Here is a 21,741-nt window from a genome sequence, read left to right as displayed (position 1 = left end):
GATGAGGGTTTGCATATGTTACATAAAGTTACACTTCCTGAAACTAGCAAGATTGATGGATTACAAGCAAGTATTGAGCAAGTTGCGATGTCCTCAATTTTTATCTTTACAGCTTTAAAGAAGACGCTAGATACGAATTATGTTCCTGGAATGTGTCAGGCAGAAAATGCTCTTTCTGTTGAAGCAAATAAAATTATTTCTGTTGTACAAAATTCTTTAGCTGCTTATTTTTGCAAGTAAGAAATGGTTTTATATACCAGAGATTCTGCCTATACAAGCAATTGACGGGTACTCCTTGAGTTTGTTTAATGCGTATGCGAATGTCCGTAGCAATCTGATCATCTTCTTCCAATTGTTCTGGATAGCAAACAAATAAAGTAGCTCCTGATCCTGACATTAACACATAGCTATGATAAGGACTCCATATCCTTTCTAGCATAAGTTTTTTATTACGAAGATCCTTTCGAAAACGAAATACAGATTTTTCTAGATCATTCTCACCATAAAATGTTTGTTTATTTTTTCGTTTGCTAAAGTCAGTAGGCAATAACTTTTTATAAGCCTCTGGAGTTGAGACTCCCTTAGAGTTGAGGTATATAACATACTTATGTTTGGGGTTAGGTTGGCAATAGGAAACTAATTTTTCTCCTCGTCCCTTTCCTAATGCACATCCTGAAGAGAAAAAAAAGGGAACATCACTGCCGATTTCTTCTGCCCAATGTTGAAGAGTAATTAACGGAAGATGGGTTTCAAAGTATTCGTTAAGGGCGTAAAGAGCCGTAGCTGCATTGCTACTCCCTCCTCCTAATCCAGAACCTATAGGAATTTGCTTATGCAACCGCCACTTTACTGGTTGTATAATTTGTGTCTCTCTTCTAAAAATAGAAAGGCTTTTCCAAATAAGATTTCTCGAAGAAGCTAGCTCTGAGATATTACAGAAAAGACAATCTTCTGTACTATTTTCTAGGGACAGGAAATCTCCAAGATCTATAGCTTGATATAGTGTTATGAGTTCATGAAAATTATCAGGACGTTCTCCCCAAATCTTTAAAAAAAGATTAAGCTTTGCAGGAGAAAAATACTTCATACAGTACCTTTTTCGCATGAACTTTTAAAGTGGAGAGTTCTAAAGAGTTAACTCGATTGATTTCCTTCTGATTGATTTGCAACATTAGTATTGTTGCTTGATTCCAGAACAACAACATATTCATTATCAGAGATTACATCTACAATTAATATTGCAGTGACTTCCTCTTTTAGTTTTAAAGGTACGCGTTTTTTACCCAAATTTTTAATTGCGTAATGAGCGTGAGGAAAATTTTTTCTAAGTAAAGGTATGTTTTTGTTCGCAGCTGCTTCGATCATATCAGAAATTGTTACAGAGCCGTACATTTTGTTTTCTGGATCTACACGAACCTGAAATTCCAAAACAATATCTTTAAGAAGTTCGGCAAGTTTTTCAGATTCCGCCTTATCAGCAGCAGCTTGGAGTAAACGCTGTTCCTTTAATTTTGTTTGCAAACGTAAGGTTCCTATTCCTGCGATAATTGCTTTCTTTTGAGGAATCAGGTAGTTACGAATATATCCAGAGCGTGCTGTCACAAGATCTCCGCTACGCCCGAGTCCCTCTACATCCTGGAGTAAAAGTAACTGTTGTTTCATTATTCTATCTCTTTTTCTCTTTAAATTAATCTTCTCCAACAAATGGCAGCAATCCTAAATGACGGGCTCTTTTGATTGCTTGAGCAAGAATGCCTTGGAAGCGGGACGAAACACCAGTAATTCTTCTAGGTAAAACCTTACCTCTTTCGGTGATGAATTTTTTTAAAGTTTCAATATCTTTATAATCTATTGTTTTCCAACCTGCAGAAACGAAAGGGCATTTTTTATTAAAACGCTTTCTTCTGTGTTCGTGATTATGAACGGGTTTATTCATATCTTCTCCTTACAAATTATTCGGGTAAAGAGGCAAACTCAAGACTCTCTTTTACTGAATCAGCTCGGAGAGTCATGAAACGCAAAAGATCTTCATTTAAGTGATACTCTTTCCAAAGCTCTGCTATAGCTTCGGGAATCACAGTAAAATAAATAAAATAATAGTAGCCTTCTCTTGCTCCACGAATTGTATACGCTAGTTTCTTACGTCCTTGATCGTGAATTTTATTAATTTCACCACCGTAGTTAGTTATACCTGCAATAACTTTATCCAAAGCCTTCCGTCTAGCTTCTTCACTCAGAGTCACACTAAATACATAGGCACCTTCGTAAAGTTGATTTGCTTTTTTTCCCATTAAAAACTCCTAAACACAGATAGAGTAGTTTATTCCTCTGAGATATCTCAGTCTACTAAAATCATTTCATAAATTCCCTAAGCCACTCGAGGTTCTGCACACCATTGTGCGAACAGAGTCTTTGCTTCAGTGAATATGGAATCTAATTGAATTTGTTCTTTTTCTGAGAATTCTCCCAAAACAAAATCAGACAAACCAGTTATTGTCTCTGAGGGTTTTCCTATTCCCAACCTAAGTTGCCAGTAATCATTGGATCCCAGCATCTCAGTAATACTTTTGATACCCTTATGTCCCCCACTTCCTGCTCTAAAGCGAAGACGCAGTTTACCGAAGGGGTGGTTTACGTCATCAGCAAGAACAAGAATATGTTCGAGAGCAATATGAAAATATTTTTTTACTTTCACAACTGCTTTACCACTTAAGTTAACAAAAGTGTGGGGTTTGATGAATAATAAGGTCCCTGAAATAGATTCCACTTTAGCCAAGGAGGAATCGCATCCTAATAGAGATTTAAAAGCCGAGCCATCGAGTTCTTGAACTAATTTATCTGCTAATAAGAAACCAATATTATGTCGAGTAACTTTGTACTGAGCTCCGGGGTTTCCTATAGCAACAATAAGTCTTGCCATATTTTTTTATCTTCTAGAGACGGTTACAGCGACTTCTTTAAGGGAGGTGATTGGCTGAATACCTTCAGGAATCGCAATATCGGACAAATATCGTGTTTGTGATAATCCAACAGACTGGACATCAAGTTCTAAAAAAGAAACAATATCCTTAGGTTTACATACGACTCGAATTGAACGAATGACTTGTCGTAAGGATCCTCCCAATTTTACACCGATACAATCTACAGTATTCGTGCAACGAATAGGAATATTTAATTTTATAGGACGATCCTCCATTAATTCTTCAAAATCGAGATGGATTACATCATATGTGGTTATTTGATATTGAATTCCTTTAACTAAAGCTTTTATGGTCTGCCCTAGATAAGACAACGAAAAAACTGTTGATGAGAGTCCCCCACTTTCTAGATTGGAAAGAAATTTCTTAAAGACAAAAGCATCAACTACAATATTAGCCACAGCCACGCTCTTTCCAGTAGAGTAAATTACAGCAGGAATTCCTCCCTGTTGACGAATTTTTTTAAGAAAGGATTTCTTACCAGTCTCTCGACTTGTAACTACAAGCTCCATAATGTGTTTTTCTCCATAATCTTAAATAAAAGAGCTTCGTGGTTGACACTCGCTCTTAAAAATCCGAATGACTTCCTTTACGGATCAACGATTGTCGCATCTCAGACGCATATTTTGAGACAAAATTATACTTCTAACTTGGAAAAAGTCAATATTTTAGCTACAAAACAAACATCGCTTACATTCTTTCTTAGAAAAGGAGAAGCAAGACTCTGGGGTGGAAGGATTCGAACCTCCGATGCACGGTACCAAAAACCGCTGCCTTACCGCTTGGCCACACCCCAATTGAAAAGGCTCCAGTTTATCTAATCTTCTGTTTTTGAAAACAAGAAAATCATAACATCCGTGTTTTTTTTCACCTTGAGGTTTTACTTCCCAGCTTGATATAGAAAAATAAGAACCTTAAAAAGTCATAGGCAATGAGAATCTTACAAATCGCGATAGAATTTGCTCCTATCTTGAAAGTTGGCGGTTTAGCCGATGCTGTTGCAAGTTTATCAAAAGCCCTAGGAAAGCATCATGAGGTAGAAGTTATTCTTCCTTATTATCCTTTAATTTTTAATGCTGTTTTTCCCCATGTTTTTTCCAAGCGATCTTTTTGTTATAATTTTTTAGGTAAGCAACATGCTTCCACCATTTCTTATTTATATGAGGGTTTAGTCCTTACAATAGTCAAGCTAGATACACAGATTGAACTTTTTTCAACTAAAACAATTTATTCTGACAATGATATCTTACGGTTTACAGCATTTGCAACAGCAGTAGCAGCTTATATCCACGAGGCTGAACCTGCAGATATTGTTCATCTTCATGATTGGCATGTAGCGTTGCTGGCAGGACTTCTAAAGCATCCTGAGAGTACTCACTATGCAAAAATTATTTTTACCATTCATAATTTTGATTATCGGGGGTATTGTAGCACGCAACTTCTTGCAGCAACGAGGTTAGATGACTTTCATTTAAGGAACTATCAGTTATTTCGAGATCCTCAGACCTCAGTAATGATGAAAGGGGGGTTGTATTGTTCGGATTATATTACTACAGTATCACCTACGTATGCTCAAGAAATTCTAGACGACTACTCCGATTATGAAATTCATGATGCACTGTTAGCAAAAAGTTCTGTATTTTCTGGTATTTTAAATGGAATTGATAAACATGCTTGGGATCCAGCAACAGATCCTTCCTTAGCTGTAAACTATGATAGTAGCCTGCTAAATCAACCAGAGGTTCTATTTACTAGAAAAGAAGAGAATAAAGCAGCTTTGTATGAAAAATTAGGCTTATGTTTTGCATACTCTCCCTTAATTTGCATTGTTTCTCGAATTGTTGAGCAAAAAGGGCCTGAATTTATGAAAGCAACGATTCTACATGCTATGGAAAATGCCTATGCTCTTGTAATCATTGGGACATGTTATGATAAGGAGATTTTACGTCAATTTTCCAATTTACAGGAATCGTTGGCTAATTCATCCAACATTCGTTTAATCTTGGATTATAATGATCCCCTGGCTCGTCTCACCTATGCTGCTGCAGATATGATCTGCATACCCTCCCATGTGGAGCCATGTGGTCTAACCCAACAGATTGCTATGCGTTATGGTACAGTACCTCTAGTTCGAAAAACTGGGGGTCTTGCGGACACGGTAATTTCTGATGTTAATGGATTTACCTTTTCTAGCACTGAAAATTTTAATGAATTTTGGGAAATGCTAAATCGAGCAGTGATGACCTATCGTTATGAACCCGATATCTGGTTCAATCTAATAGAAGAAGGAATGCTACGTCCTTTAGAGTTAGATATTGTAGCAGAACATTACGAAAATCTTTACCGGTCTTTATTATCATAAATTTGTGTCTCAGTGTTTTTCCCTTTAGGTCGGTGAAGTAAAACGCTTTTATGTACCCAGAAATATTCTATTCCAGAGCCTAAGGAATAGATAGCGACAATAGAGACAACTATAGAAACAAAAACTTCTAGTTGGTTATCAGAAATGATTCCTAGAGAGTGGGGCATCATGGCTAGAATAATTAAGAAAAAGCTGAATGCTTGCAATATTGCTTTGATTTTACCACTGGTTCTAGCAGCAACCACACACCCCCGAAATGCACAAACAGTGCGTAGCGTGCTGATAACAGAATCCCTGGCCAAGAAGATAAATACAAGAATTAGAGGGAGATTAACAGGAGGTTGTGTAAAGGTGAGATATAATGAGATTCTATAGATACTATCTGTCATAGGATCGAGAAGTTTCCCGAGATCAGTAACTTGCGATAATTTTCTTGCAATATAGCCATCAATAGCATCTGTTAGCTCAGAAATTGCCAATAAGAATAAAAGAACATACGGTAAAATTACAGGATTGATTCCAAACCAATTTCCTTTTAAATAGAGAATCATAAAAATTGGTGTTATAAATAGCCGGGAAAAAGTGATATAATTAGGTAGTCCCACCCTACTGTCCTAGCATGTAAATTCTATCTTGACATTATACAAATACCTAAACAGAAAAGTTAAATGGAATAGAATTACATCGCAAGCATGGAATGTCTTTCTATAAAAAAATGCTTTTTACTAAAGTTTTAAGCACAAAAAGCTACGGTAGTTAAGTACTAAACACCAAGTGCATCGGTTTTCTCACTAGGTATTGTTGTATTTCTTTTTATATGATATCGTAATTCATTTCTCGTAATTTTAAAAGCCTCTCATGTATCAGAGATAATTTTCACAGTTTATTTCGAAGAAAAATTTATTAGGAGTAACTTGTATGTCAGCTCAAGCTCTTACTTTACAATCCATGATTGCAACAATTTTGCAATTTTGGAGCGAGCAAGGATGCGTGATTCATCAAGGCTATGACTTAGAGGTTGGTGCTGGAACCTTTAATCCTGCGACTTTTCTTCGTGCATTAGGTCCTGAGCCTTATAAAGCTGCCTATGTCGAGCCCTCAAGACGCCCTCAAGATGGGCGTTATGGTATGCACCCGAATCGATTACAAAATTACCATCAACTTCAAGTAATTTTAAAGCCAGTTCCTGAAGATTTTCTTTTTCTTTATAAACAATCGCTTCGAGCTATTGGCTTAGAGTTACGTGATCACGATCTTCGTTTAGTCCATGATGATTGGGAAAATCCAACAATTGGAGCCTGGGGCTTAGGCTGGGAGGTATGGTTAGATGGTATGGAAATTACCCAGTTAACCTATTTTCAAGCCATTGGAAGTAAACCTCTAGATACAATTAGTGGGGAAATTACTTATGGTATTGAAAGAATCGCCATGTATTTGCAAAAGAAAAATTCTATTTATGATGTCTTATGGAACAATACCTTAACCTATGGGCAGATTACACAAGCCTCTGAAAAAGCATGGAGTCACTACAATTTTGATTATGCTAATACACACATGTGGCTAAAACACTTTGAGGACTTTGCTAATGAGGCTATGGCAACATTGGAGCACGGGCTTCCTATTCCTGCATATGATTTTGTGATTAAAGCATCGCATGCTTTTAATATCCTTGATGCTCGAGGTGTGATTTCTGTTACGGAACGTACGCGCTACATTACCCGCATTCGACAACTTGCTCGTTTGGTGGCCGATCGCTATTTAGAATGGCGTGCTTCTCTGCATCATCCTATAGCGAATTCCCTTGTACCCCAATTTAAGAAGGCGATTCCATGTTCTTTACCATCTATTTCTACTGCTGAAGATTTTTTATTAGAAATTGGTTCTGAGGAACTCCCTGCCACGTTTGTCCCCATAGGGATTCAGCAATTAGAGTTTTTGACAAAAAAACTCTTCGCTGATTACAACCTAAGATATGAAAATCTAGAGGTCTTCGGTTCTCCAAGAAGACTTGCTCTGCTTGTGAAAAAATTGTGTCCTTCAGCCATTCAAAATGCCGAAGAAAAAAAAGGGCCAATTTTATCTTCCCTATTCACGGAGTCTGGTAAGGTTACACCTCAAGGTGAACAATTTTTCGCTGCACAAAATGTCCCTATTACTCATTACAGAGAGCTTGCTCATTATCTCCAATTTACTATTCACGAAGTCAATCAGGCTAAGTATTTGTTTCGCATCATTCCTGAAACGTGTCAGCAAACTACAGAGATTTTAGTTCAAAAGCTTCCTCTTTTAATTCAAGCAATGCAGTTTCCAAAGAAGATGATTTGGGAGACTAGCAATATAGAATACCCCCGACCTATTCGTTGGTTAGTTGCTCTTTATGGAAATCATGTCTTACCCATAACTTTAGGAAAGATTCTAGCTTCTCAGAACTCCCAAGGTCATGCACAATTGAATCCAAGGGAAATTTTTATACCTTCTCCCCAGCTTTATTTAGATACTTTAAGAAATGCTTGTGTTGTTGTTTCTCAAAAGGAAAGACGTTTGGTTATTGAACAAGGATTAAGGATGCACAGCTCTACAACAATTTCTCCTGTGTCTTTCCCTCGTTTGTTAGAGGAGATAATTTTTTTAACAGAACATCCTTTTGTTACATGTGCACAATTCCCTATAGCATTCTGTTCTTTACCCAAAGAGCTCCTTATCGCAGAAATGGTGAATCATCAAAAATATTTCCCTACTCAAGACACATTGGGAGCAATTACCCACTATTTTATTCTTGTCTCTGATAATTCTCCTAATGACATTATTATTGGAGGCAATGAAAAAGCTTTAACTCCTCGTCTTACTGACGGGGCTTTTTTATTTGACCAAGATCTGAATACAGCTTTAATGACTTTTGTAGATAAGCTTAAATCTGTCACTTATTTTGATGCTCTTGGTTCACTTTATGATAAAGTGGAACGTTTAAAAGCACATAAAGAAGTTTTGTATCCCCTACTACCTTTAGGAGGGCTTGAGGATCTCGATATTGCAGTTAAATATTGCAAGGTAGATTTAGTCTCTGCAGTTGTTAATGAGTTTCCAGAACTTCAAGGTATTATGGGAGAGCATTATCTCAAGCATGCGGGACTACCGACAGCTGCAGCGGTTGCTGTAGGGGAGCATTTGCGTCATATTACAACGGGACAAATGATCTCACCTACAGGAACGCTGCTCTCTCTTTTGGATCGTCTAGATAACTTACTTGCCTGTTTTATTTTAGGATTTAAGCCGACATCTTCGCATGATCCCTACGCACTACGTCGCCAGTCTTTAGAGATTTTAACTTTATTATCTGCCCTAGAGCTTTCTATAGATTTTGTCTTGCTTCTGGATCGTTTTGCTGATCATTTTCCTACTAAAATTCAAAATATCTCTTGGAACAAATCTTTTATAGTTGAAGAGGTTATAAGTTTTCTTTGGGGTAGATTGAGGACATTTCTTACTTCGTTAGGCTTTAGTAAAGACGAAATTACTGTTGTGCTTGGAAACTCCACAATTAAAGATCCTATAAAAATTATTCATGCTGTTGCAGCTCTGCACCAACTTAAAAAGGCAAATCCCAATATTTTAGTAGAAATTACGACAACGCATCACCGATTGAAAAAGATTATTGCCTCTTTAAAGCTTTCTACGACAAGTTTTGTCATTACAGAGCATGGTGGGGAAAAAGAAAAGAAATTTAAGGAGGCACTTGAAAAATTCCTAGAGTTTCCTGAGAAGACTTCACAAGACAAGCTTGTGGAATATTTTTTAACATTAAGTCATCTTTGTTTAGACATCCAGGCATTTTTAGACAATGTTCATATCAACAGCGATAATGCTGCACTTAAAAAGTTACGGACTTCTTTATTAGTAACTGCTATGGAAAAGTTTTGTGCCTATCATTGGGAAGCCCTGGTATTTTAATTTTTATCAGGCATCAGCTACACCTCAGGAAAATTAATTAAATCTTCCATATTTTATAAAGTCCCATCATTTTATTAGTTTTAGTTAATTTAAATTTAAATAGAGTCTTTAAATCTATGGATCTGATATCTATAATGTTTCCAGGGCCCTCCTAAGTTACCTCCAGGGTCCATCATATACACGTAGCCACTGTCATTCACAGGGGATTCCTGGAAAAGGATGTTTGAATTCCTCAATAAACGGAATCCACCGAATTTGACTGCAGTTTCGGATTTGAGAGAAAAAGAACAATAGAAGCTACTGCAAAAATATAACAATTAGAATCCCAAGATTGTATACGAAGAAAATCTTCTATGAACTCCTGTCCCTTTGTCCCTATGTATAGTTATTGTCTAGAAAAGGAGTGTAGCAATCACATAGTACAATTAAAATTTTTCCTCCACGACCTTTAGGATAAGAGTGGAATATAGAGAATTTAGAAGCTGCCTCTTCTAAGAATTGCTCTTGATATTTTTGATTCTGCTTACTTTTATCAAAAACAAGGAGAGTTTCCTCATTACCTGCAGTAATATAACGATGGAGTCGTAATGAAATAGAGGTATAAGCAGTATAAGAAAGCCCTTCCCCCTTTCTCTAATAAAGTTAATCACTGCTAAATCAGTTCAAACAAACAGCGTTCTTATTTTCAAAATCAGATACCAAACAATATTCTTTCATGAATTCCGAACCTATGGGAGTAATTTCCCAAATCTCTTCGTATTTTTTTCCAAATTCATCTTCATCTAAGCCAATGACAACTACACACATGCCTTCGGGAAATTGAGTGTCGGGGAAGTAATTTTTAAACTCTGTGATACGTTCATGCACTGAGTTGGGCATTGGAGGATATACTGGATGTGAGGCCTCTGGAAAACACAAAACAACAATACTTGCTATATCGCCAAGATAAGAAGCTTGTAAAGAAGCAGCTAGAAGACTACATATATTACATGTTCCCACGGTTGAATCAGACTGAAGTTGATTATTTAACACAACGAAAACTAAAGGTTTGTTTTCCTGCCGTGCAGCTGTGAGGCCTTCCAAATAAGAGTCGTACATAGATGATGAAACTGCTTTTTGTTGATCTTCGTGTTTCTCTTCTTGATTTTGGTTTTCAAAAGTAGATACGTCATCCTCCCCATTACCGACCGCTGGTAATATCAATAACAATGATAATAAAAATAATATAGCGCGCATAAAAAGTTCCCAATTCCATTGAAAATGTTGTCGAATAGTATGGCAAAAGGACCTGTTTAAAAGATAGGCAATTCCTGTCCCCGTTATACTCTATGAATAGCGGTGCATTCCGGTTGACCTTCTTCATTTATAAAGATATAGCATAGGCAAGGGTCTTTATAATTCTCTATCTCAGGAAATATGAAAGCAAAATCACTCATGTAGATGATTACGGGATCCAGTTTTAAAAAAAAATCGAGAGGGCTAATTAAGCCCGGCATCATAACAACAACGTTAAGATTATTGCCGACTAGGGGGGGGAGGGAAAAGGAGTCCCCGATAAGAGAATCAAATTTTGTTGTCGAGTGATGAGAGAAAAATACCAGAATACTACGCTTATTATGAGCGAGGGCGTCGGTATAAGCCGCTTCAAAATTACAAAAAAGCTGTGAATCTTTAGCAGCTTTCAAGTGTGTAGGCCAGTTTACAGAGTGCTCAAGCTGAGTGTCTGCTTGCGCTGCATTAAGTACTCCAAGAAATATACTAAGCATCATACAAGAATAACGAAACACTATACAATTCCTCTAATCCATGTTTTTTGAGAAAAAACAACATTTTAATTATGTTAACGTTAATTTACTCCTAAAAAATTTTGTATTTCAAAAAACATAGGAATAAATAATTTTAGCTTTCGCAAAATAAGAAAACTAAAATACAAGACAACGTAGGTAGAATTACTAAGAAATTAGTAAACTATCGTGTGAGGTACGACGCGTTAGATCGGGTCCTAGAACAAGGTACCCGTTAAATTGTGGAGTTTGGATATGAGTATAGAGAAAACTGTTTTAGTTATATTGTACAAAACTGGTCGTTGATACAAGTGAATAAAAGTACGATGAAAAAGATATGGCAAGCTTAGATCACCTCATTTTGGGTTATTAAATGTTCGATTTCCATCCATTGTTGTGTTTGCCACTCATAGAAAAAGGATGACATTCCAAATCCATATCCTAAAGTTTTGGCTAACTCCTGTGCCTCTTGAGACAAGGTGGTCGTCTTTAATGCCGACAATCCGATTGTTTCTGACAGAAGCAATCCTTTTGAGTAGTTGGAAATTGAGGCGATATTCAAAAAGCAAAAAACTAAACTTAGAATAGGTAAAAAAAACTTAAAGAGTTTCATAAAAACCTATAATAAAAATAAATTAGGATAATTATTTTACATTGATTTTGTTAAAATTTCAATCTTTATATCACTATTAAATAGAAATTAAAAAAGGTTCTCCGATTTTTAGTTTTTAGATATTAGAAAAACAAAAAATCTTTACAAGATATGTAGAGAATGTCTTTTTATAGAGGGCAATATAAAGATCTTTATGAGGAAAAATGAACCTCTTCCTTAGGATCAATCAGAGTGATTGTTATTTTATCTTTCTGAATTTGAACATAGTCTTCTAGAATTGCTAGTTTTCTCTCATTACTCTGCTGAGGAAATTGTGTACGGGAATGGCATTGCTGTCGCCATTGCCTATCAGCAAGTTTTTGAAAAGATTGAACTGCAACAAAATCTAGGATATCTAGATTGAATCGACGTTTTGTTAACAGTTCGATAATGGTCTTATCAGTGAGCATAGCTAAAGCTTCGTCAAGAACAGCCCTTTTATGATGTGTTTCGTAATAATGTATGAGGAAAGTAAACAACTGCCGGCATTCTTGATATTTGAAATCCTCAGGAACAAAATAGTGTTTTGCTGTATAAAGAATTTTATGTTCTGAAGCTTTACAAAAAAGCAAACATCGAATCACATCCGTCTCTATAATAACATCAGGATGGATTATGGGTATTTTCTGTTTTGAGGTAACAGGCCTTTCTCTTTGTATCTGAGGCTTTGCCAGAGCAAGCACCATATCTTCAGGGATTGTCATCAACGAGGCCAGTTGTTTAAGATGTTCATAGACAAAAATAGGATTGCCCCACTGTTTAATTTGTCGAATAACTTCTTCGACAATTACAGCTTTTTCTCTAGGAGTAAAAGTTGGACACGCTTGAACTTTCTTACTAACAAGAAAAGTGAGATAATCTTTACTTTTTTCGAGCAAGGCAATTAGTGCTGTACTTCCTTTTTGCATAAGAAAGGAATCGGGGTCATAACCTTCGGGTAGTTGACAAACGAATACGGCGATGCCTGCAACTTGACATAGATCACCGACGCGTAGAACAGCTTTATTCCCTGCTTCATCACTATCGAAGAGGAGAAAAACTTTCAGCACACCCAATTTAGTCAATTCTTTGACGTGTTCTTCCGTAAAAGCCGTTCCCTGAGCAGCTAGGGTACAATTAAATCCAAAGTCGATCATTTGGAGACAATCTGCTTGTCCTTCTACTAAAATTGCTTTCTTTTCTTTAGCAATCCGTCTACGTGAAAAATTTAGCCCAAAAAGAATACGTGATTTTTTAAAAATTGGAGTCTCAGGAGTATTGACATATTTACTGCCCTGTGCGTTTTCTAAAAATTTTCGTGAAGAAAAGCCAACAGTATGTCCTAGCGCATCGTGAATAGGAAAAATAATTCGCCGAGAAAATAAAAACCATTTTTTTCCAAAAAAGCCCGCATCTTGCAATTGTTTTCGTGACAACTGCCGATCTTGCATGCCTTGAAGAAATACAGATTCCTCGGGCCCATAGCCTAAACGAAAACGATCTATAGTATCTGGAGAGAATCCACGATGATATAGGTATTGCAAAGCCTTCTGTCCTTCAGGCAAGCAATAGAGGCAGTATCGAAAAAACTTTTCTGTTTCGCTATTGATATTACGTAGTTGTTCTTTTATTCCTATGGGAAGGTTATTCTTAAATTCTGTAGGCTTGATGACTAGATCGACATGAAACTTCTTAGATAAGACTAGAACAGCTTCTGTAAAAGAGTAGCCTAAATATTGCATTAAGAATGCAATAGCATCTCCATGAACTCCGCATCCAAAACAGTGATAGTATGCTCCTGTAGGATTTACAAGGAATGAAGGAGTTTTTTCAATATGGAAAGGACAACAAGCCTTATATGTCGCGCCACTACGCTTCAAATGAAGATGTTCAGAAAGAACATCGACAATATCAATGCTATGTCTTAAATTATCTAAACTTTCTTCTGTATACATAGAGGATACATGGTGTATGTCATAGTTATGCCATACCCGTAGGTTTAAAAGAAAGGCACCGCCTTCTCTTCATTTAGACAAAAAAGCCGTGAGAGTTCCTTTCTTGATCTAGAAGAATGAATGTAGTAAGATGCCAAGCAAAAGGTTGGCAAAATCTTATGGAATTTTATTTTTTGCTAGATTCTTTGGACCATATTTGACGCATATTCATAGACTGCACATGAACTTATTTGTATCAGAGTCATCAAAAAATAATTCATGTTTTAGAATAAAAATATTTTTCCCGAATTAGATCATGACTATAAAAAAACTCACTCCAATGATTGAACAATGGCATGAATGTAAGAAAAAAGCAGGGGATTCTGTTCTTTTATTTCGCATGGGTGATTTTTATGAAGCCTTTTATGATGATGCAGAACTTCTTTCCCAATACCTAGATCTTACATTAACGCAAAGACAAGGGGTACCTATGAGTGGTGTTCCCGTAGTTGCTATTGATAATTATGTTGACCGTTTGGTTAGTAAGGGGTTCAAAGTTGCCATTGCAGAGCAGTTCGATGATCCCAAGAATAAGGAGATAAAAAAGCCTGGTCCCATCACTCGTGATTTACAAAGATGTATCACTCCAGGAACACTACTTTCTTCTACTCTGCTTCACGAAAAAACTAATAACTATATTGTTGGGATTAATCGCGTAGGATCACTTTTCGGTTTTGCCTGTTTAGACCTTTCTACAGGTTCTTTTCTTATTGAAGAACATGAAAACATTAAAGAGCTTACTGATCAGATTTGTCGTTTAAGGCCTACAGAAATTTTAGCTAGCAGCAAGTTTTATAATAAACAGACTACCTTAGTGCAACAACTACAACAACACCTAAAGCTTACATTGTCTACCTATGCAGATTGGGCATTTGAACATCAATTTGCTTCAAAAAAGCTCACAGCTCATTTCCATGTAGCCTCTTTGGATGGGTTTGGTCTTAAAGGCTTAGTTCCTGGAATCAATGCGGCAGGGGGATTACTTTCGTATATTCAAGATAAGCTTCTTTTACCTACACAACATATTGCTGTGCCTAAGACTTCTGCGAAACAGCAAAGATTACTGATTGATACCGCGTCGCAGATAAATTTAGAATTATTAGCACCTCTTCAAGATCTCCAGGGAAAAAGTTCTTTATTACATGTTATGGATCATACGTGCACTCCAATGGGAGGAAGGTTATTACGTCAAACTTTGGTGAGTCCTTTCTATGAACAAGATGACATTCTTATACGTCAAGATGCTGTTGAGTTTCTTTTAAACCATACGAAGCTAAGAAAAAATATTAAAACTTATCTTTGTCAAGTACGTGACGTAGAGCGTTTGTTAACAAAAATTACTACAGGATTAGCCGGGCCTAAAGATGTAGGTATGCTACGAGATTCTTTATCTGCTAGTGTGCAAGTTTATAACCAATTTGCCGATTTCTCTCTCCCTAGCTTTTTCCAAGGCAAATTTATTTTATCTGCAGAAGTTTCCTTACTCATAACACTATTGTCACAGGCGCTGCAAGCAGAGCTTCCTTTACGACCCTCTGAAGGGAACATTTTTATGGATGATTTTCATAAAGAGTTGCAACGCTTGCGTTATACCCGGGAGCATTCTCAAGAATGGGTATGGAAATATCAAGAGGATATACGTGAACAAACAGGGATTAAAAAACTTAAAGTGTGTTTTGCTCAAGCTTTAGGTTATTACATTGAAGTTCATAGTGAATTTGCGCCACAACTTCCTAAAAGTTTTATTCGTCGTCAGTCACGTTTGCATGCTGAACGTTTCACTACTGCGGAGCTTCAAGAATTTCAAGATGACATGTTTAACATTTCTGAGAAATTGCAAGCACTAGAGACGCAATTATTTAAAGATCTTTGTTCGCATATTTCACAGCAACGTACAGCAATTGTCAATTTATCTCAAACTCTTGCAGACACGGATTACATTTTATCTCTTGCAGAACTTGCTGACATTCATGGGTACTGCCGTCCTCGCGTTGACAATACTGATATTTTATGGATTTCTTGTGGTTGTCATCCTGTAGTACAAACTCTTCTTGGTACTGGAAAGTTTATTCCTAACGATATTGCAATGCAAGGTTCGCAAATACGAATGATTTTATTGACAGGGCCGAATATGGCAGGAAAGTCTACGTATATCCGCCAGATAGCTCTTTTAGTAATTATGGCACAAATGGGGTCTTTTATTCCTGCGAAGCAAGCTCATATTGGGATTGTAGATAAAATTTTCACAAGAATAGGGGCTGCTGATAACCTTGCTAAAGGGATGTCTACTTTTATGGTTGAGATGAGTGAAACAGCGAACATTCTTCATAATGTTACTGATCGCTCTTTAGTCATTTTGGATGAAGTAGGTCGAGGCACGAGCACTTATGACGGCTTAGCGATTGCGCAAGCTGTTGTGGAGTATCTCCTTTTCACAGAAGGTAAAAAAGCAAAAACACTATTTGCTACACATTATCGAGAATTGATTGACTTAGAGAAGCTTTGCTCTCATGTAGCCAACTTTCATGCAGGAGTTAAGGAACATTCTGGTCAACCTATTTTTCTATATGAAATTCTTAAAGGTTATTCGCAAAAAAGTTTTGGGATTCATGTAGCACGAATTGCAGGGTTCCCGCTTTGTGTAATATCAAGAGCGCAACAAATTTTACGACAATTAGAGGGCCCTGAATTAGCGGTACGCTCTATACACAATAAAATGCAGCAGCTTACGTTATTTTAGTTATGCATGTTGAGGACTTTTCTCCCAAACTCGTTCCTTCAGCTCCTGGGGTTTATTTAATGAAAGACACCCAAGGCAGTGTTCTTTATATTGGGAAAGCAAAAAATCTTAGAAATCGTTTGACTACATACTTTCACAAGCAAAGTAATTCTCGTGAACGCATTCCTTTTTTAATGCAAAAAACAGCAACTATAGAAACTATTGTGGTTTCTAATGAAACGGAAGCGCTTCTCTTAGAAAACAATCTAATCAAACAGCATGGTCCGCGCTATAATGTTTTACTAAAAGACGACAAAACGTTTTTTTGCCTAGCAGTCGCTCTGACTCATTCTTGGCCAAAAATTGAAGCTGTTCGGACTAAAGCTTTAAGTTCCTCTAAAAAGCAATTAATTTTTGGTCCTTACGTGAGTGCTGAAGCTTGTCGAGCCCTTCTTGAAGTAATTAGTCAGTGGTTTCCTCTTAGAACATGTTCCAATCAAGAGTTTTCTCTACGAAAACGCCCTTGCATTCTTTATGAAATGAAACGCTGTCTCGCTCCATGTGTGGGGCTTTGTTCTCATGAAGAATATCAAGAAACTTTAGAAAAAGCTCTTCTTTTTCTTAAAGGTAAAATAGATAAAGTGATTCAAGCTTTAGAAAAAGCCGTGGAGAAAGCTTCTAAAAAATTAGAATTTGAACAAGCGGCTATGCATTATCGGACATTATCTTTAATTAAGGGTGCGATGGCAAAGCAACATGTAGAGAAGTTCAACGTACAAAACATCGATGCTATAGGTTTATATAGATGCCAAGGACAAACTGTGCTCACTATACTCAATGTCCGTTCTGGGCGGCTACTTGGAGCACGTCATTTTATTTTTCTTGAAAACGCACAAGAAGACCGTGATCTTCTTTCTTCCTTTATTTTACAATTCTATCTAAATCAACCCCATCTTCCTAGAGAGATCCTTATTCCGACACCTTTAGAGTTTCCTTCTCTTCCTATTGTATTGAATGCGAATTCTCCGCCCCGTTTGCGTTCCCCTAAAACGGGTTACGGCAAAAAGCTTCTTACTCTTGCTCATCAGAATGCTGAGATCTATGCTACGACTTCTGGCCCTTCATTAGTGCTCCCCTATGAGGAGATAAAGCGCATTCTACATATAGATCAGAATCCCTATCGGATAGAATGTTATGATAATGCTCATATGCAAGGAGCTCATCCAGTAGGTGTTTATATTGTTTTTGAAAATGATGCGTTTAATCGTAAGGACTATCGAATATTCTCTATTACTTCAGGCTCTGCCAAAAATGATTTGGCAAGTTTAGAGGAAGTGCTTGTACGAAGATTCCGTTCGTTAACAACCTCTATCCCCGATATAATTTTGATTGATGGAGGACAAGCGCATTATTCCAAAGCAAAAAAAATACTACAAACATGCAATCTTATTGGAATTGACGTTATAGCAATAGCTAAAGAAGCTCGTAGTCACAGTAGCTCTTTAAAAAAAGAAAAAATTTTTTGCGAACATTATCCACAAGGTCTACAGTTAGCTCCAACATCAAAATTATTACAATTTTTTCAAGTACTACGCGATGAAGCTCATCGTTTTGCAATACATAAACACAGAAAGAAAAGGGATAAAGCGTTATTTATAGAAGAAAAAATTCCTGGTTTTGGCATTGTAAAGCGCAGAAACTTATTAAAGAAATTTAAAAGTTGGAAGCAGGTAATGCAGGCTTCTCAGGAAGAGTTAGAGTCAGTTCCCGGATTAACAAGGAAAGATATCCAACAATTACTTAAAAAACAAACTTTATCCTGCTATCATAAGGACTAAATTTCTGAGTCTTTTATTTCTGTTAAGAAATCTTCTGAGGACGAAAGGTCGTGAATAGAGGTTTCCTCTTCTTCTTCTGGTTCTTCCTCAATACGATCCTTAGGCTGTGTGAGACCTTTAATAATCACATGTACAGCAGCTACGTGAAGACCTGTGTATGCGGAAATTTCAGAAACAATGCAGCCCTGGATTTCTTCAGTTTTTTCTGGGATAGAGACACCGTAATCTACGTTGACTTCTACACGAACTTTGACAAGGTGATTTTTGGAATCTTGTTCTACATAAATTCCTTTCATTCTCTCAATATCTCTGCCGAATAGAGCATCAATTAAATTCCCTCCAAGGAGAGAAACTCCGTTGATTTTCGCAAGGCAATGTAAAATAATTACTTGAATAACGCGAGTCTCTATATCACGACTAAACACTGTTTCAGGAAACTCAATTTCTTTTACATCCAGCTTTAAATTTTGCTTTTCCATACTTCTTCCTCCTATTGACCCTATTTCGCTAGCGAGAAATGTAGCTCATAGAAATAATAAATGCTATTGATAGTCTAATGGTCAAGCGGTTAATATGCTACCTTCAATACTTCCTATTTCATTTTTCTTATTTTATTTTATCTTAGGCTGTTTATCTGCTTACATAGCAAGGAAGAAAAATCGAAATGTCGTGGGTTGGTTTTTTGCTGGAGTATTTTTTGGATTTATTGGAATTATTATTCTACTTTTTCTCTCTTCTCTGCCAGAGAATAATTTGAATTCGTCTCAAACTTCGTTACCTGATAATTCGGTATTTTTAGATAACTTCAAAGAAGTTAAAAAAGCTACTGAAGTCATTCCTTCTGGGGATCTTCAACAAGTAGCTATAGATACGGAAAAGTGGTTTTACTTAGACAAGGAGCACCATAATGTAGGTCCTATATCTTTGGAAGATTTGTTTGTATTTCTTCGGAACACAGAGTTACATGCTAAAGAAAATACTTCTCCTCAAGAGATTTGGATTTGGAAAAAAGGAATGCATAATTGGGAAAGAGCAAAAAACATCCCCGAACTAAAAGAAGCTCTAGAAACTTCAGAGTAAAAAGCTTTTTACCAATTGAAGAAATAAAGTAAGACGCCTTTTGAATTTTTTATTACGTTACCAGCTAGCTTTAATAACTCCGGGAATTTCTCCCATGGAAGCCATTTGTCTAAAGCAAATTCTAGAAATGGCGAATTTTCTTAGATATCCCCTCGGACGACCTGTTAGCAAACATCGATTATGCAAACGCACAGGAGAACAATCTCTTTTCATTTTATTTAAAGCTATACGAGCGCGTTCTTTTTCTTCTTCATTGACTGTTAAACTTTTGACGGTCTCACGTAATGCAGCTCGTTTTTTAAAATTTGTCTCTACTAATCGTCGACGTTTAAGTTCTCTAGCTATAGATGACTTTTTAGCCATGCATTTTTCCTTAAGTTATTTTCAAATTACTTTTTACGTGCAGGTCCTGCTTGACGTTGTTTCCGATTAGGGTCCTTTTTATTAATTACATAGAGGCGTCCCTTACGACGAACAAGCTTGTCTCCCTTAGATGGATCCGCTTTAATAGATGAACTTACTTTCATAAAAATAGCCTTGCTGCATTCTTTCTACTAATAGAAAAACACACTGTAAATTACAGACTTTTACCAAAAAGAACTAATGTAATCTTCTCGATCCTTTTTTGACAACACTAGACTGCTATCTTGGAAGAGTTTTTTAGATAAGTTCGCTCAAAGCTCTCTGTCCTGTTGATTTTTATTCATGCAATTCCGTAAACTTTTTACTGGGCCTTTTGTTGTAAATTATTGGATGAGTTATGAGGCTTAGCAATATAGGAAAGGCATTGTGAAACGAACTTATCAACCTAGCAAAAGGAAACGTCGTAATTCTGTAGGTTTCCGCTCCCGCATGGCTACGAGAAATGGAAGAAAGCTTTTGAATCGTCGTCGTCGTCACGGTAGACACGCTTTAGTCGATTTGTAATTTAATTTTGTGCAACGTCTAGTTCTTCCTAAACATGCTCGTATACTTAAAAGGAAACATTTTCTTTATACTACACGTTGTGGATCGTGTCGTCAGGGAAATCAGGTGATTTTTTATGTTATGCCTTTGCGCCATTCAGGAATTTGCAAATTAGGAATCACTGTTTCCAAGAAATTTGGGAAAGCTCATTTAAGAAATTATTTTAAGCGTATTGTCCGTGAAGCTTTTCGGCATATACGTCATGAACTTCCAAGTTGTCAGATAATTGTTCTTCCTAAAACACATAAGCACATGCCTATATTTGCAGAGCTTCTTCAAGATTTTCTACATCAAGTTCCTGAAGGACTAAGCAAGTTAACAAAGAAATAAGTCTACGATTGATGGCGAATGTATTCTAAAGAACGAGAAATATGTGAACGTATTTCTGCAGGGGCAGCATCAAAGGCGACTTCTGCATGTTGTAGGGCATGATGCCACTGGTCAGAATCAAGGTAAAACTGAGCGATCATCATTTCAACACGCCATAAATTATCTTTATCCTGTTGACCGAACTGCGAAAGATAAGTTTCTAAAGGAGCGATAACTTGACTTGCTTCCTGACGGACACCTTCTCTTGACCTTTTTGCTAATTCCTGAAATTCAATCAGAGCAACCGTAAAATGTGTTTGTTTTTCATTTTTAGAGTCTTTACTTAGTAAGCGCTTTTTAATTCTCTGACATTCTTCGGAATCCATTTTTCCATTTTCCACGAGAAGACGAAATTTCTCAGAGAGGAAAAAGTAATCGTCACTGCGTACACCAAATTCTAAAGCCTGGGTAAGAAAGTCTTTACGAGAAAGCTCTTCGGCGAGTCGATAATGTAGTTGCAATTCAGCCATGGATAACGAGGTCATAATAGGAAAAGCTCTTCTTAATAAAGAGTCGCTATCTACTATATGACAAAGACTATCTCCTAAATTCGTTCCTGTTTCATTACCAAAAGAGCCTAGCCTGTAAATTTCCTGTTCTTCAGGTGAAAGTAAAACCATACAAGGGAGTTCATCAATTTTAAATTGAGATTTCAAACATGCATTTTGTTGACGAATACTTTCTGCTTGAGGAGTATGTTTCAGGTAATCTACTTTTACACAAATAAATTTTCCTGCAACTTTTTTAATAAAATCCTGTGAATCTAAAACTTCCTTACGGATTTTCATACAAGCACCATTCCAATCAGAGCCAGAAAAAAAGATAAGGAGTGGGAGTTCAGATTCCTTACTCTTTTGCAGAGCTTCTTGATAATTTAGGTGCCAGACAAGTTTACAAGAGGTATCTTGGATACTAGCTTCAAGGACTGGAGAACTAATACCCAATAAAAGAGTAGTTAAGATTTTTAATTGCTTTAAAGAACATCTCTTAATATTTTGTAATAGGATCACGGGGTACCTCCTCCTTCTCCTAACACTAGGACGTAACTTGTTCTATTTAGGGCTAGGCCCGA

23 protein-coding genes and 1 tRNA gene are annotated in these 21,741 nt (G+C 36.7%); 8 read left to right on the top strand and 16 right to left on the bottom strand.

Annotated features, from left to right (window positions below; genetic code table 11):
• Window positions 1-15: 15 nt before the first annotated feature.
• Complete coding sequence (locus tag Cs308_RS02795; RefSeq protein ID WP_066482314.1) at window positions 16-240, top strand: hypothetical protein; 225 nt, start codon at window positions 16-18, stop codon at window positions 238-240.
• Here the strand turns inward: Cs308_RS02795 and ispE are convergent.
• The 7 genes from ispE to Cs308_RS02760 form a co-directional block, all read right to left on the bottom strand.
• Window positions 194-1,087 carry a 4-(cytidine 5'-diphospho)-2-C-methyl-D-erythritol kinase gene (gene ispE / locus Cs308_RS02790; RefSeq protein WP_066482311.1) on the bottom strand — a complete coding sequence of 298 codons (894 nt, stop codon included), beginning with the start codon at window positions 1,085-1,087 and terminating at the stop codon, window positions 194-196. The genes Cs308_RS02795 and ispE overlap by 47 nt on opposite strands.
• A gap of 47 nt (window positions 1,088-1,134) precedes the next feature.
• Window positions 1,135-1,662 (bottom strand): 50S ribosomal protein L9, encoded by a 528-nt coding sequence (rplI, locus tag Cs308_RS02785; RefSeq protein ID WP_066482308.1) that lies wholly within the window; start codon window positions 1,660-1,662, stop codon window positions 1,135-1,137.
• A 25-nt stretch (window positions 1,663-1,687) separates the two neighbouring features.
• Window positions 1,688-1,936, bottom strand: a complete 249-nt coding sequence (gene rpsR, locus Cs308_RS02780) for a 30S ribosomal protein S18 (RefSeq protein ID WP_066482306.1) — start codon at window positions 1,934-1,936, stop codon at window positions 1,688-1,690.
• Between the two features lie 16 nt (window positions 1,937-1,952).
• On the bottom strand, window positions 1,953-2,291 hold the full coding sequence (gene rpsF, locus Cs308_RS02775) for a 30S ribosomal protein S6 (RefSeq protein ID WP_066482304.1): 339 nt from the start codon (window positions 2,289-2,291) through the stop codon (window positions 1,953-1,955).
• Between the two features lie 77 nt (window positions 2,292-2,368).
• Complete coding sequence (gene pth / locus Cs308_RS02770) at window positions 2,369-2,920, bottom strand: aminoacyl-tRNA hydrolase (protein WP_066482302.1); 552 nt, start codon at window positions 2,918-2,920, stop codon at window positions 2,369-2,371.
• Window positions 2,921-2,926: 6 nt separating this feature from the next.
• Entirely contained in the window at window positions 2,927-3,490 is a 564-nt protein-coding gene (locus Cs308_RS02765) for a 50S ribosomal protein L25/general stress protein Ctc (RefSeq protein WP_066482299.1), read from the bottom strand.
• A gap of 212 nt (window positions 3,491-3,702) precedes the next feature.
• Window positions 3,703-3,774: transfer RNA gene (locus Cs308_RS02760), tRNA-Gln, on the bottom strand.
• A 135-nt stretch (window positions 3,775-3,909) separates the two neighbouring features.
• Here Cs308_RS02760 and glgA point away from each other — a divergent pair.
• Entirely contained in the window at window positions 3,910-5,340 is a 1,431-nt protein-coding gene (gene glgA, locus Cs308_RS02755) for a glycogen synthase GlgA (protein ID WP_066482297.1), read from the top strand.
• Here the strand turns inward: glgA and Cs308_RS02750 are convergent.
• On the bottom strand, window positions 5,319-5,945 hold the full coding sequence (locus Cs308_RS02750) for a CDP-alcohol phosphatidyltransferase family protein (protein WP_066482294.1): 627 nt from the start codon (window positions 5,943-5,945) through the stop codon (window positions 5,319-5,321). The two genes, glgA and Cs308_RS02750, sit on opposite strands and share 22 nt — an antisense overlap.
• A 313-nt stretch (window positions 5,946-6,258) precedes the next feature.
• Between Cs308_RS02750 and Cs308_RS02745 the strand changes: the two genes are divergently transcribed.
• Window positions 6,259-9,288 carry a glycine--tRNA ligase gene (locus tag Cs308_RS02745; protein ID WP_066482291.1) on the top strand — a complete coding sequence of 1,010 codons (3,030 nt, stop codon included), beginning with the start codon at window positions 6,259-6,261 and terminating at the stop codon, window positions 9,286-9,288.
• 657 nt (window positions 9,289-9,945) lie between these two features.
• Here the strand turns inward: Cs308_RS02745 and Cs308_RS02740 are convergent.
• From Cs308_RS02740 to dnaG, 4 genes are all read right to left on the bottom strand, one after another.
• Complete coding sequence (locus Cs308_RS02740; protein WP_066482284.1) at window positions 9,946-10,524, bottom strand: CT795 family Sec-dependent secreted effector; 579 nt, start codon at window positions 10,522-10,524, stop codon at window positions 9,946-9,948.
• A gap of 83 nt (window positions 10,525-10,607) precedes the next feature.
• Window positions 10,608-11,075, bottom strand: coding sequence for a CT795 family Sec-dependent secreted effector (locus Cs308_RS02735; RefSeq protein ID WP_156506729.1), 468 nt, complete (start codon window positions 11,073-11,075; stop codon window positions 10,608-10,610).
• 343 nt (window positions 11,076-11,418) lie between these two features.
• A complete protein-coding gene (locus Cs308_RS02730) occupies window positions 11,419-11,685 on the bottom strand; it encodes a hypothetical protein (RefSeq protein ID WP_066482281.1) in 267 nt (88 codons plus the stop codon).
• Window positions 11,686-11,876: 191 nt separating this feature from the next.
• Complete coding sequence (dnaG, locus tag Cs308_RS02725) at window positions 11,877-13,658, bottom strand: DNA primase (RefSeq protein WP_066482279.1); 1,782 nt, start codon at window positions 13,656-13,658, stop codon at window positions 11,877-11,879.
• Between the two features lie 295 nt (window positions 13,659-13,953).
• On the opposite strand from dnaG, the gene mutS reads away from it, so the two are divergent.
• Together mutS and uvrC are read left to right on the top strand one after the other, a co-directional pair.
• Window positions 13,954-16,437 carry a DNA mismatch repair protein MutS gene (gene mutS, locus Cs308_RS02720; protein ID WP_066482278.1) on the top strand — a complete coding sequence of 828 codons (2,484 nt, stop codon included), beginning with the start codon at window positions 13,954-13,956 and terminating at the stop codon, window positions 16,435-16,437.
• Window positions 16,438-16,439: 2 nt separating this feature from the next.
• Entirely contained in the window at window positions 16,440-18,254 is a 1,815-nt protein-coding gene (gene uvrC, locus Cs308_RS02715) for an excinuclease ABC subunit UvrC (protein ID WP_066482276.1), read from the top strand.
• On the opposite strand, the gene Cs308_RS02710 is transcribed toward uvrC, so the two are convergent.
• A complete protein-coding gene (locus Cs308_RS02710) occupies window positions 18,251-18,733 on the bottom strand; it encodes an Asp23/Gls24 family envelope stress response protein (protein WP_066482274.1) in 483 nt (160 codons plus the stop codon). The two genes, uvrC and Cs308_RS02710, sit on opposite strands and share 4 nt — an antisense overlap.
• 94 nt (window positions 18,734-18,827) lie before the next feature.
• On the opposite strand from Cs308_RS02710, the gene Cs308_RS02705 reads away from it, so the two are divergent.
• Entirely contained in the window at window positions 18,828-19,334 is a 507-nt protein-coding gene (locus Cs308_RS02705; protein WP_066482272.1) for a DUF4339 domain-containing protein, read from the top strand.
• A 57-nt stretch (window positions 19,335-19,391) separates the two neighbouring features.
• Here the strand turns inward: Cs308_RS02705 and rpsN are convergent, their stop codons facing one another.
• The gene (rpsN, locus tag Cs308_RS02700) at window positions 19,392-19,697 is read right to left on the bottom strand and encodes a 30S ribosomal protein S14 (protein ID WP_066482270.1); all 306 of its coding nucleotides are present in this window, start codon (window positions 19,695-19,697) and stop codon (window positions 19,392-19,394) included.
• 26 nt (window positions 19,698-19,723) lie between these two features.
• On the bottom strand, window positions 19,724-19,861 hold the full coding sequence (gene rpmJ, locus Cs308_RS02695; protein WP_011006789.1) for a 50S ribosomal protein L36: 138 nt from the start codon (window positions 19,859-19,861) through the stop codon (window positions 19,724-19,726).
• A 262-nt stretch (window positions 19,862-20,123) separates the two neighbouring features.
• On the opposite strand from rpmJ, the gene rpmH reads away from it, so the two are divergent.
• Together rpmH and rnpA are read left to right on the top strand one after the other, a co-directional pair.
• Window positions 20,124-20,261 carry a 50S ribosomal protein L34 gene (rpmH, locus tag Cs308_RS04980; RefSeq protein ID WP_082905007.1) on the top strand — a complete coding sequence of 46 codons (138 nt, stop codon included), beginning with the start codon at window positions 20,124-20,126 and terminating at the stop codon, window positions 20,259-20,261.
• Between the two features lie 9 nt (window positions 20,262-20,270).
• Entirely contained in the window at window positions 20,271-20,630 is a 360-nt protein-coding gene (gene rnpA, locus Cs308_RS05060) for a ribonuclease P protein component (RefSeq protein WP_066482265.1), read from the top strand.
• Between the two features lie 2 nt (window positions 20,631-20,632).
• Here the strand turns inward: rnpA and Cs308_RS05055 are convergent, their stop codons facing one another.
• Complete coding sequence (locus Cs308_RS05055; protein ID WP_066482262.1) at window positions 20,633-21,679, bottom strand: thioredoxin family protein; 1,047 nt, start codon at window positions 21,677-21,679, stop codon at window positions 20,633-20,635.
• Between the last annotated feature and the right edge of the window lie 62 nt (window positions 21,680-21,741).

Source organism: Candidatus Chlamydia sanziniae (assembly GCF_001653975.1).
Taxonomy (GTDB): Bacteria; Chlamydiota; Chlamydiia; order Chlamydiales; family Chlamydiaceae; genus Chlamydia; species Chlamydia sanziniae.
Note: the sequence above shows the minus strand (reverse complement) of the source record. Positions and strands in the feature narration are given on the sequence as shown.

What these genes read in the sequence shown, in the direction of transcription:
- rpsN (WP_066482270.1), bottom strand. Translation starts at nt 19,697, where the DNA reads ATGGCTAAAAAGTCATCTATAGCTAGAGAACTTAAACGTCGACGATTA.
- dnaG (WP_066482279.1), bottom strand. Translation starts at nt 13,658, where the DNA reads ATGTATACAGAAGAAAGTTTAGATAATTTAAGACATAGCATTGATATT.
- ispE (WP_066482311.1), bottom strand. Translation starts at nt 1,087, where the DNA reads ATGAAGTATTTTTCTCCTGCAAAGCTTAATCTTTTTTTAAAGATTTGG.
- mutS (WP_066482278.1), top strand. Translation starts at nt 13,954, where the DNA reads ATGACTATAAAAAAACTCACTCCAATGATTGAACAATGGCATGAATGT.
- rpmJ (WP_011006789.1), bottom strand. Translation starts at nt 19,861, where the DNA reads ATGAAAGTAAGTTCATCTATTAAAGCGGATCCATCTAAGGGAGACAAG.
- uvrC (WP_066482276.1), top strand. Translation starts at nt 16,440, where the DNA reads ATGCATGTTGAGGACTTTTCTCCCAAACTCGTTCCTTCAGCTCCTGGG.
- glgA (WP_066482297.1), top strand. Translation starts at nt 3,910, where the DNA reads ATGAGAATCTTACAAATCGCGATAGAATTTGCTCCTATCTTGAAAGTT.
- Cs308_RS02740 (WP_066482284.1), bottom strand. Translation starts at nt 10,524, where the DNA reads ATGCGCGCTATATTATTTTTATTATCATTGTTATTGATATTACCAGCG.
- Cs308_RS02730 (WP_066482281.1), bottom strand. Translation starts at nt 11,685, where the DNA reads ATGAAACTCTTTAAGTTTTTTTTACCTATTCTAAGTTTAGTTTTTTGC.
- rplI (WP_066482308.1), bottom strand. Translation starts at nt 1,662, where the DNA reads ATGAAACAACAGTTACTTTTACTCCAGGATGTAGAGGGACTCGGGCGT.
- rpsR (WP_066482306.1), bottom strand. Translation starts at nt 1,936, where the DNA reads ATGAATAAACCCGTTCATAATCACGAACACAGAAGAAAGCGTTTTAAT.
- Cs308_RS02745 (WP_066482291.1), top strand. Translation starts at nt 6,259, where the DNA reads ATGTCAGCTCAAGCTCTTACTTTACAATCCATGATTGCAACAATTTTG.
- Cs308_RS02705 (WP_066482272.1), top strand. Translation starts at nt 18,828, where the DNA reads ATGCTACCTTCAATACTTCCTATTTCATTTTTCTTATTTTATTTTATC.
- Cs308_RS02795 (WP_066482314.1), top strand. Translation starts at nt 16, where the DNA reads ATGTTACATAAAGTTACACTTCCTGAAACTAGCAAGATTGATGGATTA.
- pth (WP_066482302.1), bottom strand. Translation starts at nt 2,920, where the DNA reads ATGGCAAGACTTATTGTTGCTATAGGAAACCCCGGAGCTCAGTACAAA.
- rpsF (WP_066482304.1), bottom strand. Translation starts at nt 2,291, where the DNA reads ATGGGAAAAAAAGCAAATCAACTTTACGAAGGTGCCTATGTATTTAGT.
- Cs308_RS02765 (WP_066482299.1), bottom strand. Translation starts at nt 3,490, where the DNA reads ATGGAGCTTGTAGTTACAAGTCGAGAGACTGGTAAGAAATCCTTTCTT.
- Cs308_RS02710 (WP_066482274.1), bottom strand. Translation starts at nt 18,733, where the DNA reads ATGGAAAAGCAAAATTTAAAGCTGGATGTAAAAGAAATTGAGTTTCCT.